Annotated in this window: 14 protein-coding genes; 10 read left to right on the top strand and 4 right to left on the bottom strand. The window is 31.3% G+C overall.

Annotation, left to right across the window (positions count from 1 at the left end):
• Window positions 1-3,746: M14 family zinc carboxypeptidase (locus tag Q0842_RS15685; RefSeq protein ID WP_298500378.1), on the bottom strand; the 3,746-nt coding region annotated here is incomplete at its 3' end.
• A 178-nt stretch (window positions 3,747-3,924) separates the two neighbouring features.
• Between Q0842_RS15685 and Q0842_RS15680 the strand changes: the two genes are divergently transcribed.
• The 6 genes from Q0842_RS15680 (at window position 3,925) to xylE (ending at window position 12,550) form a co-directional block, all read left to right on the top strand.
• Window positions 3,925-4,920: a kelch repeat-containing protein gene (locus Q0842_RS15680; protein WP_298500376.1), complete on the top strand. Its 996-nt coding sequence runs from the start codon at window positions 3,925-3,927 to the stop codon at window positions 4,918-4,920.
• Between the two features lie 140 nt (window positions 4,921-5,060).
• Window positions 5,061-6,629, top strand: coding sequence for a ThuA domain-containing protein (locus Q0842_RS15675; RefSeq protein ID WP_298500375.1), 1,569 nt, complete (start codon window positions 5,061-5,063; stop codon window positions 6,627-6,629).
• Between the two features lie 486 nt (window positions 6,630-7,115).
• A complete protein-coding gene (locus Q0842_RS15670; RefSeq protein WP_298500373.1) occupies window positions 7,116-8,108 on the top strand; it encodes a GntR family transcriptional regulator in 993 nt (330 codons plus the stop codon).
• A 2-nt stretch (window positions 8,109-8,110) separates the two neighbouring features.
• Entirely contained in the window at window positions 8,111-9,595 is a 1,485-nt protein-coding gene (locus tag Q0842_RS15665; protein ID WP_298500372.1) for an FGGY family carbohydrate kinase, read from the top strand.
• 136 nt (window positions 9,596-9,731) lie between these two features.
• Complete coding sequence (gene xylA / locus Q0842_RS15660) at window positions 9,732-11,057, top strand: xylose isomerase (RefSeq protein WP_298500382.1); 1,326 nt, start codon at window positions 9,732-9,734, stop codon at window positions 11,055-11,057.
• Window positions 11,058-11,125: 68 nt separating this feature from the next.
• Window positions 11,126-12,550, top strand: coding sequence for a D-xylose transporter XylE (xylE, locus tag Q0842_RS15655; RefSeq protein WP_298500370.1), 1,425 nt, complete (start codon window positions 11,126-11,128; stop codon window positions 12,548-12,550).
• 84 nt (window positions 12,551-12,634) lie between these two features.
• Here xylE and Q0842_RS15650 read toward each other — a convergent pair whose 3' ends face one another.
• Together Q0842_RS15650 and Q0842_RS15645 are read right to left on the bottom strand one after the other, a co-directional pair.
• Complete coding sequence (locus Q0842_RS15650) at window positions 12,635-12,931, bottom strand: PfkB family carbohydrate kinase (RefSeq protein WP_298500368.1); 297 nt, start codon at window positions 12,929-12,931, stop codon at window positions 12,635-12,637.
• Between the two features lie 439 nt (window positions 12,932-13,370).
• A complete protein-coding gene (locus Q0842_RS15645) occupies window positions 13,371-13,646 on the bottom strand; it encodes a GntR family transcriptional regulator (protein WP_298500380.1) in 276 nt (91 codons plus the stop codon).
• 120 nt (window positions 13,647-13,766) lie between these two features.
• Between Q0842_RS15645 and Q0842_RS15640 the strand changes: the two genes are divergently transcribed.
• A complete protein-coding gene (locus Q0842_RS15640) occupies window positions 13,767-14,108 on the top strand; it encodes an L-rhamnose mutarotase (protein WP_298500367.1) in 342 nt (113 codons plus the stop codon).
• A gap of 144 nt (window positions 14,109-14,252) precedes the next feature.
• Here the strand turns inward: Q0842_RS15640 and Q0842_RS15635 are convergent, their stop codons facing one another.
• Complete coding sequence (locus tag Q0842_RS15635; protein ID WP_298500365.1) at window positions 14,253-15,332, bottom strand: substrate-binding domain-containing protein; 1,080 nt, start codon at window positions 15,330-15,332, stop codon at window positions 14,253-14,255.
• Window positions 15,333-15,521: 189 nt separating this feature from the next.
• Between Q0842_RS15635 and Q0842_RS15630 the strand changes: the two genes are divergently transcribed.
• From Q0842_RS15630 to uxuA, 3 genes are all read left to right on the top strand, one after another.
• Window positions 15,522-16,349, top strand: coding sequence for an SDR family oxidoreductase (locus Q0842_RS15630; RefSeq protein ID WP_298500362.1), 828 nt, complete (start codon window positions 15,522-15,524; stop codon window positions 16,347-16,349).
• An 18-nt stretch (window positions 16,350-16,367) separates the two neighbouring features.
• Window positions 16,368-17,336 carry a Gfo/Idh/MocA family oxidoreductase gene (locus tag Q0842_RS15625; RefSeq protein WP_298500359.1) on the top strand — a complete coding sequence of 323 codons (969 nt, stop codon included), beginning with the start codon at window positions 16,368-16,370 and terminating at the stop codon, window positions 17,334-17,336.
• Window positions 17,337-17,343: 7 nt separating this feature from the next.
• A partial coding sequence (uxuA, locus tag Q0842_RS15620) for a mannonate dehydratase (protein WP_298500356.1) occupies window positions 17,344-17,751 on the top strand: 408 nt, incomplete at its 3' end.

Below are 17,751 nucleotides of genomic sequence, written 5' to 3'. Positions count from 1 at the left end.
GTTACTTCCCACATACATGATGTAGTATTAAATGTTGCAGTTTCATAACAAGCTGTCGCTGGTTCTGCTGGTTGAGATCCTGTTACTTCCCACATACATGATGTAGTATTGAAAGTCGCTGTTTCATAACAAGCCGTCGCTGGTTCAGCTGGTTGAGACCCTTGGTTTTCCCAAATACAAGATGTCGAATTATAAACATAATTATCCCAACAGTTGGTTGGTGTGGGAGCATCTTGTTGAATTACAGTAACAACTGCAATGCAAGTATCTGTATTTCCAGAATCGCTAGGATCTGTTGCTGTTAAAGTAACATTGTTAGTTCCTATTTCTGCACATGTAAAACTTGATATATCAATTGATAAGTTTCCAATACTAGTTCCGTCATCAATATCATCAGCAACTATAGTTACATTACCAGTTGCATCCAAAGTAGCATTAATATTTTGACATGAAGCTACTGGAGTAAAAGTTGAAACAAAATCTGCTGATAAATTAATTTCATCAATTGCTATATCACTATTAAAACCACTACCTGTAGTAGCAGAAAACCTAAGTATAAATGTTTGACCATCATAGTTACTTAAATCTATATTTTGTTGTAGCCATGCTGCGGCATTACTTCCTTGTTGTTGACCGCTTAAAATTGGAGTATTTATTACAGTATTTCCAAAAGCATCTAATTGGTTCCATGATACACCACTATCAGTTGAAATATCTACAGATAAAGTTCCCATGTCTGCTCCATACATATGATAATAAAAAGAGAAATTTGCATTCTCATAATTACTTAAATCAAAACAAGGACTTATTAAATTTACATTAATATTTTGTCCAATACGATTTGTTCCTGGAGGTGTTGATGCTTCAGCATAATAATAATTTCCACCAGTATTAAAGTCGTCTGAAGGCCCCGTATTTCCAGAAGGTGTACCTCCTGTATTTTGAGCCCAAAAAGCACTTATACTTTCAGAAGTTATATCGTCATTAGGGTCTTGCGACCAATTACCAATCCCACTATCCCAATTTTGATTGTAATCAGTTGTGAAATCAGAAACAGACCCATTTGGGCAAGGGTCTAAAGTTGTAAATGTTGAAGATGATGAGTATGAAGAAGTCGAAGTGCTACATCTTGTAGACACTTGAACTTCATAATCTGTGTTCTCTGATAAACCAGATAAATTATAAAAATTATCAGAAATATTAGTAGTTTCAATCCAAGTACCAGAACTCACTTCTTTATATCTTATATCATATGTTGCTGAAGGTACTATATCCCAGGTAGCAACGGCTGAATCAGCAGTAATATTTGAGGTTCCTAAATTAGAGGGCGCACTAGAATCATTGCATGTTATTAGCGTGTTACTAATAATTTTAAAATCATCAAAAGTAAAACCATCAAAAGTTGTTGGGTAGCCATCTGCTCTGTTGGTGTTGTCTGAGTCTAATACAAAACGGAAACGAGCATTAGTAGCACCAAATAGAAAACTGTTTTCTGTAGCATCTATCAATATTTCTTCCATAACCCATTTGTCCATGGTATCTGCATCATATAACATTTCTCCAGAAGGCTGGTTTGTTGTGCTTGTTCTACTAGCATCTGAATTATTGCTACTATTTCCACTACTGTAACGATTAGTTAAATAGTCTGAACCTGGCTTAGTGTATTTCCCACAAAGTGGTAACCATGTAGAACCATTAGTGGATCCTTCAATTTGTACATAGTCAAAATTTCTTTCCAGATCCCATTTAGCAAAAAATTGCACCACTACAGCAGTGGATGGAGATAAGTCAACATCAGTATTAAGAGTTAATGTTGTAGAAATATTGTTTTCATATGGGCCAGAGGGTGAATCTGTAATAGCGGTAGAACCTGAATATGAATCTGCAGTTGTACCCCATGAACCCCCAGAAGCTGTCCAGTTTACCATACCAACTTCATCAGGATTATCAATCATTATGATTGTTGGTTCAAATATTTTTATAATGTTTGCTCTGTACATAACATAGCCATCATCATTACTTAGAGTTATTTGAAATTCTATTTCATCATTAGGTTGAATTCCAGCATCTAAAGTATAAGCAGCAGTTACTGTACGTTGTTCTAATTTACTCCATCCTGTTTGAGTTGGCGGTGGTGTAATAGAAGTTATATTAGCAGAAACGGGTGTTACATTTAGTGTTATGTTACCAAGGGTTTGTCCTAAATATTCCAACCCAAATTCTAAATTTCCAGAAGTTGAATTAATATTACTTGGGTTTAAGTCATGAAACTGAGCAAATTTTCCACTATGGTAAGCATTTACAAAATTCATTCTAATTGCTCTACGAGCTATATCTTCAATTTCTCCATTAAGTGGGTCTGGCCAAAATCCACCTTCACTACCATCCCAAGCACCGTTTTCTGGAGCTAAAGCTAAAATGCCTTGTCCAGAACCTGTAGATCCATTTACATCGGCAGCACCACCAAGCATCCAGTCACTCATGTCTCCATTTGCAATAGTTAAAATATCTGGGGCTTCACCGTATATATATCTATTAAAACGTGTCATGTCATGACAAAACTTATGGTATTCTGCTTCTCTTCCTGATGCAGGTGCACCCGGATAACCATTATAAGCATGAGGAATTAGATTTGAAGTTGCATGATGATTCATGGCTGTTTTAAAATTTCTAGTTGCTGAAAAATCTCGAACAATTTGAGTTTCAGGTTCAGAAAAAGCAGAAGGTCCTCTGTAAGTATTGTTGTTTTGTGTACCTGAAGATCCGCCATAAATAGCGCTTGAACCCCAGAAATAGTCGTAATTTCTATTTAAATCAACACCTCTTACATCATTAATTCCAGTATTGTATGGTCCAAGATTTTTACGTTGCATCCCACCACCACTTGGTGCAATTTGTTCATTCCAACGAAGTCCATCAGGATTTGCTACTGGTATAAAATACATTTCATGGTTATCAACTAAGTTTTTAATGCCTGGGTCAGAATTATAATTCTCTAAAACATACCACATGTAATACATTAAATTCATCATTGAACTTACTTCACGTGAGTGTGTCATTCCTGAATATAATGATTCAGGTTCATTAGGTTCATCTATATCTGGGTTATCTGAAATTCTAACATAATAAATAGTACTTCCAGACCAACTATCATAAGTGCCTCCATCTGTTTCAGAATTACCATAAGTTAACTGGTTTGTAGGAGAAGCATTTGCCTTAACTGATATTAGGTTTGGATATAAAGTTCTCATCAAATCTAATTCATCTAGTACTTCACTATATGTTAAGCACCCCATCATACTACCTAATTTAAAATTTGTAGGGATTGCCCAATCTACTTCAGTACAACCTTCGTATTGAATAAAGTTATCAATACTTTCGCTTTTTGTACTTAGTGATTTACTAGCTAATTTATATTTGTTCTTTTTAGCCTCAAGGTTTGCTTTGGCTATAGGTAATTCTGTTTCTGTTTTCTTTTTATAATATCCAATTAAATCGTCAATTAAAACAGTATATGTAATACCTTCTATGTCTAATTTATTTAATTCAGTTTCACCTAATTCTAAAATTAAATTATCATCTTTAAAGATGGCTCCACATGATAAATCGATTCCAACGTCTTTAACTTTGAAAAGTTGGTCTCTAGTAGGGTTATTGATTTTTATTCGTTTTGTAATAATATTTTGCGAGTAGGTAAGTTGCGTTACCAGCATAAGTATTACGCTTAGTAGAGTAATTTTTTTCATTAGATTTTAGGGTTAAATGAATTTTATGTGGCTAATATATAATATTTTTAACAAAATAATCCATGAAACGCATAAAATATCGATGAAATGCATGTTTTTGTCATTCTGTATTTTTTAATCCTTTGATTTACAGTAAAGTTATATTTTGCATTTAATTAGCTAAAAATTAATATAAAGTATGAAATTGTTAGAAGTAAGATTTTTTTGTTGCCTTTTTTTAATATCAGGATTAACCTTTTCTCAAAATGTTGAAATACAAGGTAAATGGGAAACAATAAAAACTGTTGATAAACCTGTAGCTCGTCATGAAAACAGTTTTGTACGTGTTAAAAGCAAATTTTATTTATTAGGTGGTCGTGGAATAAAGCCAATATCTATATACAATACCAAAACGAATACTTGGACTAAAGGAGCAAAATCACCAATAGAAATACATCATTTTCAAGCCGTTAATTATAAATCAAATATTTATGTATTTGGGGCAATGACAGGGAAATATCCATACGAAAAGCCATTGTCTAATATTTTAATTTATAACCCTAAAAAAAATATTTGGACTATAGGTGTAGAAATTCCAGAAGCGAGGCGTCGCGGTTCATCTGGGGTTGTTGTTCAAAACAATAAAGCTTATATAATTAGTGGTATTGTTGATGGGCATAATAGTACACATGTACCTTGGGTAGATGTTTATAATTTTAAAACAAAAACATGGAGTGTTTTAACAGATGCACCTCGGCCAAGAGACCATTTTCATGCGGCAATATACAATGGTAACATTTATGCAGTTGGAGGAAGAAATTCTTCTTATGCCACAAATCAAACATTTCATTTAACAATTCCAGAAGTTGATGTTTTTAATATTAAAACAAATAGCTGGACCACTTTGTCTGAGAAAAATAATATTAAAACACAAAGAGCAGGAACATCTTGTGTTTTTTTAAATGATGATTTAGTTTTAATAGGAGGTGAAAGTATGTCTCAAAATGAAGCACACCATCAAGTAGATGCTTATAATGTTAAAACTAAAACATGGAGAAAACTTAAAAGTTTGAATAGAGGTAGACATGGCTCTCAAGCTATTGTTTATAAAAATAGTATTTACATAGTAGCCGGAAGTGGTAATAGAGGCGGTAAACCAGAATTAGATTCTATGGAGAAATTCACAATGAAATAAATAATATTAAACTAATCATAGAATGATTCTTTATCACAATAAAATATTATCTACATTTATAAACGTATAGTTTTAATTAATAAAAGCTATATAAATTCAAACTAATTATTTTTTATTCAGATTTTTTAAAACTTTTCTAAATGAATTTTAAACAAATTTTCAGCATTCTCTTTCTAGTATTTTCCTTTAGTATTGCTCAATCACAAAAAAAAAATACTAACATATTAGTTTTTACAAAAACAAGTGCTTTTCGTCATAAATCTATTCCTGATGGGATTAAATTCATGAATAAAATGGCAAATAGAAATAATTGGAGTATTAGTTTTTCTGAGGATTCTAAAGATTTTAATAATGAAAATTTAAAACAGTTTGGTGTCATTGTTTTTTTAAATACAACTGGAGATTTATTTGAAACTAATCAAAAACAAGCATTACAGCAATATATGGCAAATGGTAATGGTTTTGTTGGGATTCATGCAGCATCAGATACTGAAAAAGAATGGCCATGGTTTACAGAAATGATTGGAGCTACTTTTAAAAGCCACCCTAAGGTTCAAGATGCTACATTATATGTTGATAAATCAAGCGAACATCCAGCAATTAATCATCTAAATAATGTAGAAGTTTTTAAAGATGAGTGGTATAATTTCAAAAAGCCAGTTGCTAATCATGTTAATGTTTTAGCATCTCTAGATGAAAGTTCTTATCAAGGAAAAAAAATGGATACAAAAAATCACCCAATTACTTGGTTTCATCATTTTAATGGAGGTCGAGTGTTTTATACTGGGCTAGGGCACACTAGTGAAGCATATAGTGATTTAAGATTTGAGAAAATGATTAAAGGAGCTATTAATTGGGCTGCAGGATTAGAAAATGTAAAATTGCCTTCATCAAAAAAATGGACTAATCTTTTTGAAGGTGACCCATATAAAAATTGGGATGTTTTTATAGGAGCTCCACATGCATCTGTAAAAGGTTTAAATAATGTAGATCCAAATAGTGACGGTAAAAATTCTAAACCATTAGGATTAAATAATGATCCTAAAAAGGTGTTTACATTCAAAAAAGAAAAAGAAGAAAATGTTTTGCATATTTCAGGCGAAGTTTATGGTGCTTTAACATCAAAACAAGAATATGAAAATTACCATTTAAAATTACAGTTTAAATGGGGTGAAGCTGTTTGGGAACCTAGGTTACTAAGAAAGCGCGATAGTGGTATATTATATCATTGTCAAGGTTCAAATACTGCGTTTTGGAATGTGTGGATGGCTTCTCAAGAGTTTCAAGTACAAGAAAGCGATGTTGGAGATTATTATGGACTAGTTAATGTTTTAATAGATATTCCTTCAGAAAAAAAAGCAGGAGAAAAAGAATTTAATTATAAAAAAAATGGCAACTTAAATCCATTTTCTACCTTAAAGCGTATTCCACCAAACCATTGTAATAAAGGTTTAGACAATGAAAAGCCTCATGGCGAATGGAATACCTTAGAATTAATATGTTTTGAAGGTACAAGTTTACATATTGTAAATGGTAAAGTGGTTATGGCGTTATATAATTCCAAACATAAAAACCCAAATAATCAAATTGTACCATTAACAAAAGGGCGCATTCAAATTCAGTCTGAAGCAGCAGAAGTGTATTATAAAAATGTACAAATAAAATCTATAAACAAGTTACCAAAAAAGTTTATTAAACAAACTAAATAAATTGCTTTTAAGCTTTAATTAAACCTTTAGTTTGTACATAATTTGTATTAATAAAGTTCTTAAAAAATTAGATCTTATTTGTTGTTTTATCAAATATAATTTAAGCACAAACAGATAAGAAAAACTAATGTTTTATATAAATACTATTTTTAAAGATCTAGCATGTTTTTTTAGATATGTGGATTATATAAAATCTCGAATGTAAAAGCCTACTAATGTTTCTTATCTATTTAATTTTTATTGTATCAAAAGTTTAATCCTATAAACTCCTTTTAAATTAATTCTCCCAAAGATTGGAGTTAAAAGAAAATATGGTCATAAATTAATAATTAATTATTTGAAACAGTACAGTACAGGATATAGACTGTTTTTTAAATTAGTACTATTGTTTTAAGATTATAATTACTCAAACTATTTATAAATTTTTTAAAAAATAGTTAAATATTTATTTTACATTTGCATACCAGACCAGAACAGAACGGTTTAATGAAAAAAGATTTTAAAATTGATGTAAATAGCGAGGTGCCAAAGTATCAACAATTGGTTAATGCTATTAATAACCAACTTGCTAATAATAAATTATCAATTGGTGATGCATTGCCGTCTGTAAATAATATGTGCAATACCTATAAGCTATCAAGAGATACTGTTTTTAAATCGTATTCTATACTTAAAGAACAAGGTGTTATAGAATCTGTACCAAATAAAGGCTATTATATTGCAAATAAAACCCGAAAAGTACTTTTGGTTTTAGACACTTTTAAAGCTTACAAAGAAGTTGTTTATCATTCATTTGTAAATAATTTACCAGAAAATATTATTACAGATGTTCAATTTCATCATTACAATATTGATAATTTTAAAACTATTTTAAATAATAGCAAAGGGAAGTATTACAAATATATAGTTATGCCGTTTGATAATAATGAAGTGCCTTCGGTATTATCGGATATCGAAAACGATAAATTATTACTTATAGATTGGAGTATAAATTCAAACTCTAAAAATAATTTTGTGTTTCAAGATTTTGGAGAAGCTTTTTTTAATGCTTTAAAAGACGCTAATACGTTATTTAAAAAATATAAAAAGTTAGTTTTTGTATATCCAAGTTTTACAGATCACCCAATAGAAACAGTAACATATTTTAAAAAATATTGTGAATTATTTAATTTTAAATATCAAATAATTACAGACCCTAATTTGTTTCAAGTCGAAAAAAATGTAGCATACATATCTACAAGCGATAGAATTTTAGGGCATTTTTTAGAGCAATGTAGAATTGAAGATTTTGAACCTGGTGTGGATGTAGGTTTTTTGTCCTATAATGAAACACCAACAAAAAAGTTTATTTACAAAGGCATTTCTGTAATATCAACAGATTTTAAAGCATTAGGAACCAAAGCTGCAGAGTTTGTAACTCAAGATCAACCCGTGCAGCATTATATACCCACAAAATTAATAATAAGAGAATCATTATAAGTATGTATTATTTAGGATTAGATTTAGGAAGTTCTTCCATAAAAGCTGCGTTAGTAGAAATAGAAACAGGAAAAAGCTTAGGTGTTGTTCAAGAGCCCAAAGAAGAAATGGGTATGTATGCTCAAAAAAACGGGTGGGCAGAGCAAAAACCAAACGATTGGTGGATGCATATTTGTAATGCAATTCAGGTTTTAAAAAAACAATATAACGTTTCCAGAACCCAAATAAAAGGCATCGGGATTTCTTATCAAATGCACGGTCTTGTTTTGGTTGATAAAAAAGGAGAACCATTAAGAAAAAGTATTATTTGGTGCGATAGTAGAGCTGTAGAAATTGGTAATAAAGCATTTAATGAAATTGGAAACGATAAATGTGCTTCGCAGCTATTAAATTCACCAGCAAATTTTACAGCTTCTAAATTAAAATGGGTAAAAGATAACGAGCCAGATATATATAAGCAGATTTATAAGTTTATGCTGCCCGGTGATTATATTGCCTATAAATTTTCAAATTTAATAAATACAACCATTTCAGGATTATCAGAAGGTATTTTTTGGGATTTCAAAAATGATACTATAGCCGATTTTCTTTTAGAAAATTATGGTATAGATAAATCATTAGTTCCCGAAATTGTTGAAACATTTGGAGTGCAATCTACAGTAGATGATAAAGGAGAAGCAGAAAGTGGTATAGCAGCAGGAACACCTATTTTTTATAGAGCAGGCGATCAACCAAATAATGCCTTATCCTTAAATGTATTTAATCCAGGAGAAGTAGCAGCAACAGGAGGTACTTCGGGTGTTGTATATGCTGTTACAGATAGTTTATCAGCTAAAGAAAGCTCTCGTGTAAACAATTTTGCACACGTAAATTATCAAAAAGGCGCAGACCCAAGAATAGGTAAGTTACTATGTATAAATGGTGCAGGTATTCAGTACCGTTGGCTTTTAAATAATTTAGCAGTAAGCTCATACGAAGAGATGAATAATCTAGCCTCAGAAATTCCAGTAGGATCAGATGGCGTATGTTTAATCCCTTTTGGTAATGGAGCAGAACGTATGCTAAACAACAAAGAAATAGGAACCCGTATCGTTAACATCAATTTAAACAACCATCATAAAGGGCATATGTGTAGAGCAGCTCTAGAAGGTATTGCATTTTCATTCGTTTATGGTATGGAAATCATGACATCCGATGGCATAAAAGCAAGTGTAATTCGTGCTGGTAACGATAATTTATTTCGCTCAGAAATTTTTGCAAATACAGTAGCTACTTTAATTGAACAGGAAATAGAAATTTATAATACAACGGGTGCCATAGGAGCAGCAAGAGCAGCAAATTTACATAAAGGCGATTTTAAAGCCTTCGGAAAGGCCATAATGGATAACGATCATGTTATGACATTTATGCCTTTTAAGGATAAAAAACCATATATAGAAGCCTACAATAACTGGAAAAAAGAATTAGAGCTCATATTAAATAAGTAACGTTTGGGCGTTACCACAAGGGTCGGGCTTTCGCTACTCAATCTTTTTTTAAAAATAAAAAAAAGGATTTCAAACATGCCGCTCAATCCCTAACGCAATGCAGAATAAATAACAAATAATAAATAAACAAATACACATTTTCATTATGGCAAGTAAAGAATATTTTAAAGGCATAGACAAAATTAAATTTGAAGGAAAAGAATCAGATAACCCATTAGCATTTAAATACTACAACCCAGACCAAGTTGTTTCAGGAAAAACAATGAAAGAGTGGTTTAAGTTCTCAATAGCTTATTGGCATACATTCTGTGGTCAAGGATCAGATCCATTCGGTCCAGGAACACAAAACTTTGCATGGGATCAATCTTCAGACCCAATTCAAGCAGCAAAAGATAAAGCAGATGCCGCTTTCGAATTTATTGGTAAAATGGGCTTCGATTATTTTTGTTTCCATGATTTCGATTTAATTCAAGAAGGCGCAACCTTTGCAGAATCAGAGCAAAGATTAGCAACCATTACAGATTACATCAAAGACAAACAAGCAGCTAGTGGTGTTAAATTACTATGGGGAACAGCAAATTGTTTCTCTAACCCACGCTACATGAATGGTGCTTCTACAAATCCAGATTTCGATGTGGTTGCAAGAGCAGGAGGACAAATTAAATTAGCTCTAGATGCTACTATTAAATTAGGCGGAGAAAACTACGTGTTTTGGGGTGGTAGAGAAGGTTACATGTCTTTACTAAATACAGACATGGGGCGTGAGTTAGACCATATGGGGCAATTCTTAGGTATGGCAAGAGACTATGCGCGTAGCCAAGGATTTAAAGGGAATTTCTTTATCGAGCCTAAACCAATGGAACCATCAAAGCATCAATACGATTTTGATACAGCAACAGCAATCGGGTTCTTAAAAGAATATGGTTTAGACAAAGATTTTAAAATAAATATAGAAGTAAATCATGCTACATTAGCACAACACACTTTTCAACACGAAATTGAAACAGCTGCAAAAGCAGGTATGTTAGGAAGTCTAGATGCTAATAGAGGTGATTACCAAAATGGATGGGATACCGATCAGTTCCCTAATAATATTCAAGAAACCACAGAAGCGATGTTAGTTTTCCTAAAAGCAGGAGGCTTACAAGGAGGAGGTGTTAATTTTGATGCTAAAATTAGAAGAAACTCTACAGATATGGACGATGTATTCCATGCACATATTGGTGGTGCAGATACTTTTGCTCGTGCGTTGTTAATTGCAGATAAAATCATAACTTCATCGCCTTATGAAAAATTGAGAAAAGAACGTTACAGTTCATTCGATTCAGGAAAAGGAAAAGATTTTGAAAATGGTAAGTTGAGTTTACAAGACTTATATAAAATCGCTCAAGAAAATGGAGAGTTACAACTAAAAAGTGGTAAACAAGAGTTGTTTGAGAATATTATTAATCAATACATATAATAACCATAAGATGTTTCAGGTTTTAAAACCTGAAACATCTTTAAATATTAACTAACTAAATATAAATTATGGGAACATCAAAAAAATCAGGATATTTATTAAAACTTACCTTAGTGGCTACACTAGGAGGGCTCTTATTTGGGTATGATACAGGTGTTATATCAGGAACTGTAGGTTCTTTAGACAGCTTTTTTGTTCAACCTAAAGGACTCGGAGAAGCAGCAGCAAATGCATTTAAAGGATTTCTGGTGGCTAGTGCTCTAATTGGTTGTATAATTGGTGGTATTTTTGGTGGACTTGTTAGTAAAAAATTAGGTAGAAAAAAAGGATTAATTCTTGCTGCAATATTATTTTTAATCTCTGCTTTGGGTTCTGCAATGCCAGAAATGGGTTTTGCACCAATTGGAGAATTAGATCATACATTTTCAACCATTTTTATCTGTTATAGAATTATAGGAGGTATAGGTGTAGGTTTAGCATCTATGTTGTCGCCACTTTATATTGCAGAAATAGCCCCTGCAGATAGTAGAGGTAAATTAGTGTCTTTTAATCAATTGGCAATTGTTGGTGGTTTTATGGTCGTATATTTTGTAAACTATTTTATTTCAAGAGGTGGTGGATCTGATGCATGGTTAAATGAAGTAGGTTGGAGATGGATGTTTGCTTCAGAAGTTATTCCTGCAGGATTATTTTTAGGGCTATTATTTTTTGTGCCAGATACACCTCGTTCTTTAATGCTAAAAAATAAACCCGAAGAAGCATTGGATGTTCTTAAAAAAGTAAATGGTGAAGAAGAAGGAAACAGAATTTTGGCTGAAATTAAAAACTCAGTTACAGAAACTCAAAGCTCTGGAAAATTATTATCATACGGATGGGGTATTATACTTATTGGTGTTGCTCTTTCTGTATTCCAACAATTTGTTGGTATAAATGTAGTATTATATTATGCACCAGAAATATTTAAATCTATTGATCCTAATACAGATGGCGCATTATTGTTAACCATTATTGTGGGTATCGTTAACTTTTTATTCACAATTATAGCAGTTAAAACAGTTGATAAACGTGGTAGAAAACCTTTAATGCTTATTGGTGCATTAGGTATGGCAGTAGCTATGTTAGCTTTAGGATTTGTGTTTTTCTCAGGCGCAACAGGATATTTAGCTTTAGCGTGTATGATGCTTTATGTAGCCAGTTTCGCTTTAAGTTGGGGACCAGTAGTGTGGGTATTGCTATCAGAAATTTTTCCTAATAAAATTAGAGGAAAAGCTATGGCAGTTGCAGTAGCCGCACAATGGATTTCTAATTACCTAGTATCATTAACCTTCCCTATGATGAATGATAATACTGCTTTAACAGAACAGTTTAATCATGGTTTTGCATATTGGGTTTACGGTATTATGTCTTTATTAGCTATGTGGTTTGTTTGGAAGTATGTGCCAGAAACTAAAGGGAAAACTTTAGAAGAAATGGAAGATCTTTGGAAAAAATAAATAAGAGAATAAATATTATTATAAAAAAACCAAGATTTTTATCTTGGTTTTTTTGTTTTGATAGTTTTTGTATGTAAAATAATATTACCATTCAGCAATACTACCATCATTATTTCTCCAAATAGGATTACCTCCAAGTAATACCTTATCTGTATCAACTTTATATTTATTAAGGCCTAATAAAGCGGCATTTCCTAAAGGGTTGTTAGGTAATTTACTTATAAAACTTACTTTATTTCCTAAACAAGGAATAGAAGTGGTTACATTGGATTCTGATCCACCATAAACAACAGAAAATTCATTAGCAATTAATATTTTGTCGCCAATTTGTGATTGTGAAAGTCTTAACATAATCTCACCAAAAGTTACAAAGCCTTTCATTTATATATTTATTAAGATAATTTTCTGAGGTAATTTTTAAATGTTCTTTCATGCTTTTTTCTGCCTTAAGAGCATCTTTTTCAATAATAGCATTTACTATCTTATCATGGTAAAAAAGCTATTTTTCTTTTTCTTGAACCATGTTTTATTTTGTTATTTTAGATTTTGCAAACACATCAAATTTGAATTTAGGCATCAAATTATAAATAGGGTTCATTAACAATTTTAGAACACTATTATCAATACAATCAAGTATAATGCTATGAAATTGATTATCTAATTCTGCTTCCTTTACCTTATCCTCTAAAGGACATTTTTGTAAATATTTTTAATTGTTTTGAAGTGGGGTTATATGCTTATCATTTCTAACAATAGCAGATTTAGCTGCAATTATGGGCTCCATCATTGCTCGAGTTTCGATGGCATGTAACATTAAATCCTAATCAGAAGAGAGTCCAAAAAATAAATTTAAAGATTCAGAAGCATTTTTAATACTTATCTCAGAAACATAAACATCGCTCCCTTTTCTTATATCAATAATCCCTTTTGCATTCAATCCTGTAATTGCTTCACGAACAACTGTTCTAATAACCTTAAAAATTGAACAAAGTTCGTGCTCTGTTGGTATTTTTTCTGAAGGCTGATATTTTCCTTGCTTGATGACTTTTGTCAATTCTGAACTAACATGTGTACTAAGTGATTCGCGCTTTACAATAGGAGTGAAAATAAGTATTATAAAATTATAATTTGTAATACATCATATAAATATAATTAATTTAACTATGCCTTTTGTTATAATGGATTACATACAAGAAACAAGTAAATTAAGATTATTATGAGCACTAAAAGATACTGTTACGCTTGCGATTTAAAAGATGATTCTAAACTAATAGCAGAATATAAAGAATATCATGCAGCAGGAAACGCTTGGCCTGAAATAACTAAAAGTATAAAAGATGCTGGTATTATAGATATGGAAATTTATTTAACAGGAAATCGTATGTTCATGATTATGGAGGTAGATGAAACTTTTAATCCTGCAAAAAAAGCAGAAATGGATGTAAATAATCCTAAAGTGCAAGAATGGGAAAATTTAATGTGGAATTATCAACAAGAATTACCATGGGCCAAAGATGGCGAAAAGTGGATTGCCTTAGAGCAAATTTTTAAACTTTAGGAATTTATATATAAACTATTGATTAGTTTTAAATACACAAAAACCAAGATTAAATCTTGGTTTTTGTTTGAACAGATAATGTATTTTCTAAAATACTAGGTTATAAAATAAGAGTATTTTAATAGTTAATTTAAACTTGAAAATTTAGGATTTATCATTTTCAAAAACGAACTTATTTCTTTCGTTATAATCTACATTTTCTTTAGTCAATATATCAATAGGTAGATATATTTTATTGTTTAGTAAACTCATTTTATTTGTTAAATAATCAGTCAATAAACGAACAGATTCATAACCTTGGTCAAACGGTTTTTGCGAAATTAAAAATGAAACAGTATCGTTTTTTAAACATTCAATATTTTGCGGCGTATTGTCAAAACCAATTAGTTTAAGATTTTTTAAATAAGTACGCTTTATACTATTAACAACAATATAAATTCTACTTGACGGGACAAATATTCCTTTAATTTCAGGATGTTGTTTCAAGTACGAGTTTATCTTTTCTTTGGTTTCTAAAGAGTTATTTAGATTTTCAATTTTTAATGTTTTAGTTTCAGAATTTATCTTATTTTTCAAAAAATAATCATTAAAACCTTTAATTCTATTTGATACAGCATTGTTTTTTGTTATGTTATGTCTTGCCTGAATGATTAAAAATGTAGCAGGTTTAGGAATACTTAAATTCATAAGTTTACCCGCAATATATCCGGCCATATGAGAATCTTGACCAACAAATGCTTTGTTGTTAAACCCATCAATATCAATGTTTAAAAATAAGTAGGGGATATTAAGTGTTTCTAACCTACTAACAATTTGCTTTGTTTCTTTAGAAAAATTAGGTACCATGATAACGGCAGTAGGTTTAGTTTCTAACAATTCATGAAAAGTATTCAAATACGAATTTGGATCATATTGATTGAAGGTGAAATTATTAACCTGTATACCAAAACTCTTAACATCTTCAGCTCCTTTTAATATACCTAGATAGGGGGATTTCCAAAATAAATCAGAATCATTATGTTCTGGTATTAAAGCAGCAATAATATGTTTGTTTTTCATTGCAAGAGCACTAGCAACAGGGTTAACACTAAAATTATGATACTCGAGAATTTTTTTAATTTTAGCCTGTGTTTTTTTTGATACACCACCTCGGTTATGTATTACTCTATCAACGGTGCCCTCAGAAACATTAGCTTCTTTAGCGATATCTTTAATTGTAATCATATAATATATTTCATCTTTTCATGTCCATTTTAGATTCTGAACATTAATTTAATAAAGATAATTTAAGGCAATTTAATAAAAATATATTCATTTTGTGTGCGCACACTATTATTTTTTATATATTTGTGTGTGCGTACACGAAAACGTAAATGCGTAATAACAAATTTTGATAAATTAAGACATTAAAAAATGAGTAAAGTAATAGTTTTAACAGGTGCAGGTGGCGTTTTATGTGGAACTTTAGCAAAAGCACTTGCAAAAGAGGGGCATAAAATAGCAGTATTAGATTTAAGAAAAGAAGCTGCGGATAATATTGCAAATGAAATAAATGCTGATGGAGGAACAGCTATTGGAGTTGCTGCAAACGTTTTAGAAAAAGAGTCACTTGAATTAGCTAAAACAGAAGTGAATAATAAATTAGGTATGTGTGAAATCCTAATTAATGGAGCAGGTGGAAATCACCCTTTAGGGACTACTAGTAATCCATTTTTACAGGCTGAAGATTTAATGAGTAAAGTAGAAGGCTTTAAGACATTTTTTGATTTAGATCCTACTGGAATTCAATTTGTTTTTAATCTAAACTTTATTGGAACCTTGCTTCCAACTCAAGTTTTTGCTAAAGATATGGTTGGTAAAGAAGGATGCAGTATTTTAAATATTTCATCTATGAATGCTTTTATACCTTTAACCAAAATACCTGCTTATAGTGGTGCCAAAGCAGCAGTATCTAATTTTACACAATGGTTAGCTGTTCATTTTTCTAAAGTTGGTATTCGTGTTAATGCTTTAGCTCCCGGTTTTTTCTTAACCGATCAAAACAGAAGTTTACTTACTGAAAATGATGGAAGTTTAACACCGAGAGGTAATCAAATTATAGACCAAACTCCTATGGGGAAATTTGGTGAACCTGAAGATTTAGTTGGAACAACCTTATGGTTATGTGGTGAAGGAGCCTCTTTTGTAACTGGCGTAGTAGTGCCAATTGATGGAGGTTTTAGCGCATATAGTGGTGTGTAAATAATTAAATTTTAAAAATTGAATAAAACAATAATTAACTGGGGAATTATAGGTTGTGGAGATGTAGCCGAAGTAAAAAGTGGGCCTGCATTTAATAAATGTAATAATTCTGAATTGTTGGCTGTTATGCGAAGAAATGGTGAGTTAGCCAGGGATTTTGCAAATAGGCATAATGTACCATTATGGTATGATAACGCAGATGCGCTTTTAGAAAACCCAGATATTAATGCGATATACATAGCAACACCACCTTCAACACATCTTGATTATGCATTAAAAGCATTAAAAGCAGGAAAAGATGTGTATTTAGAAAAACCTATGGTGCTATCTAATAATGAGGCTTTAAGCCTTAAGCATGCAGTTGCTAATAGTAGCCAAAAACTTGTAGTGGCTCATTACAGGAGGTTTTTACCTATGTACTTAAAAGTTAAAGAATTAATTGATTTAAATACCATTGGAGCTATAAAATTTGTTGATCTTAGGTTTTTACAGCCTTTTAATTTTAATTCAAAAGCTTCATGGAGACTTGATGATAAAGTGTCTGGAGGAGGTTATTTTCATGATATAGCACCACATCAAATAGATTTATTGTATCATTTTTTTGGTGAATATAATTCGGCTAAAGGTATAGCAGTAAATCAATCAAAAATAAATAAGGTTGATGATACTGTTAATGGTATTATCGATTTTAAAAATGGTATTCAATTTAGAGGTATGTGGTCTTTTGCAATACCAGAAAATTTACAAGAAGATAGTTGTAAAATTTATGGAGAAGAAGGTATCATTGAGTTTTCTTTTTATGAAGAAAAAATAACCGTTAATTCAAAAAAAATATCTGAAGTTTTTGAATTTAATAACCCAATAAATATTCAACAACCCATGATACAAGAAACAGTTAATTATTTTTTAGAAAAAAGAACTAATCCTTGCCCGGTTGAAGACGGGGAGTTGGTAATTAATATAATGGAAGAATTTACTAAAGCATAATAAATAAATGGAACAAACATGGAGATGGTACGGGCCAAACGACCCTGTATCTTTATCAGATATAAAACAAGCAGGTGCTACAGGAGTGGTATCAGCATTACATCACATTCCTAACGGTGAAGTTTGGACAACAGATGAGATTACTAAACGAAAAGAAACTATTGAACAAGCTGGTTTAACTTGGAGTGTTGTAGAAAGTATTCCTGTTCATGAAAATATAAAAACGCGTTCAGGAAAGTTTGAAACCTATATTGAGCGTTATAAAGAAAGTATTGCGAATTTAGCAAAATGTGGAGTAAAAATAGTATGCTATAATTTTATGCCTGTTTTAGATTGGACACGTACCGATTTAAATTTTGAGGTTGAAGATGGTTCTAGAGCTTTACGTTTTGATGTGATTGCTTTTGCAGCTTTT

It is taken from the genome of uncultured Algibacter sp. (genome assembly GCF_947495675.1).
GTDB lineage: Bacteria > Bacteroidota > Bacteroidia > Flavobacteriales > Flavobacteriaceae > Algibacter_B.
Note: the sequence above shows the minus strand (reverse complement) of the source record. Positions and strands in the feature narration are given on the sequence as shown.

What these genes read in the sequence shown, in the direction of transcription:
- Q0842_RS15670 (WP_298500373.1), top strand. Translation starts at nt 7,116, where the DNA reads ATGAAAAAAGATTTTAAAATTGATGTAAATAGCGAGGTGCCAAAGTAT.
- Q0842_RS15640 (WP_298500367.1), top strand. Translation starts at nt 13,767, where the DNA reads ATGAGCACTAAAAGATACTGTTACGCTTGCGATTTAAAAGATGATTCT.
- Q0842_RS15630 (WP_298500362.1), top strand. Translation starts at nt 15,522, where the DNA reads ATGAGTAAAGTAATAGTTTTAACAGGTGCAGGTGGCGTTTTATGTGGA.
- Q0842_RS15665 (WP_298500372.1), top strand. Translation starts at nt 8,111, where the DNA reads ATGTATTATTTAGGATTAGATTTAGGAAGTTCTTCCATAAAAGCTGCG.
- Q0842_RS15680 (WP_298500376.1), top strand. Translation starts at nt 3,925, where the DNA reads ATGAAATTGTTAGAAGTAAGATTTTTTTGTTGCCTTTTTTTAATATCA.
- Q0842_RS15650 (WP_298500368.1), bottom strand. Translation starts at nt 12,931, where the DNA reads ATGAAAGGCTTTGTAACTTTTGGTGAGATTATGTTAAGACTTTCACAA.
- xylE (WP_298500370.1), top strand. Translation starts at nt 11,126, where the DNA reads ATGGGAACATCAAAAAAATCAGGATATTTATTAAAACTTACCTTAGTG.
- Q0842_RS15675 (WP_298500375.1), top strand. Translation starts at nt 5,061, where the DNA reads ATGAATTTTAAACAAATTTTCAGCATTCTCTTTCTAGTATTTTCCTTT.
- Q0842_RS15635 (WP_298500365.1), bottom strand. Translation starts at nt 15,332, where the DNA reads ATGATTACAATTAAAGATATCGCTAAAGAAGCTAATGTTTCTGAGGGC.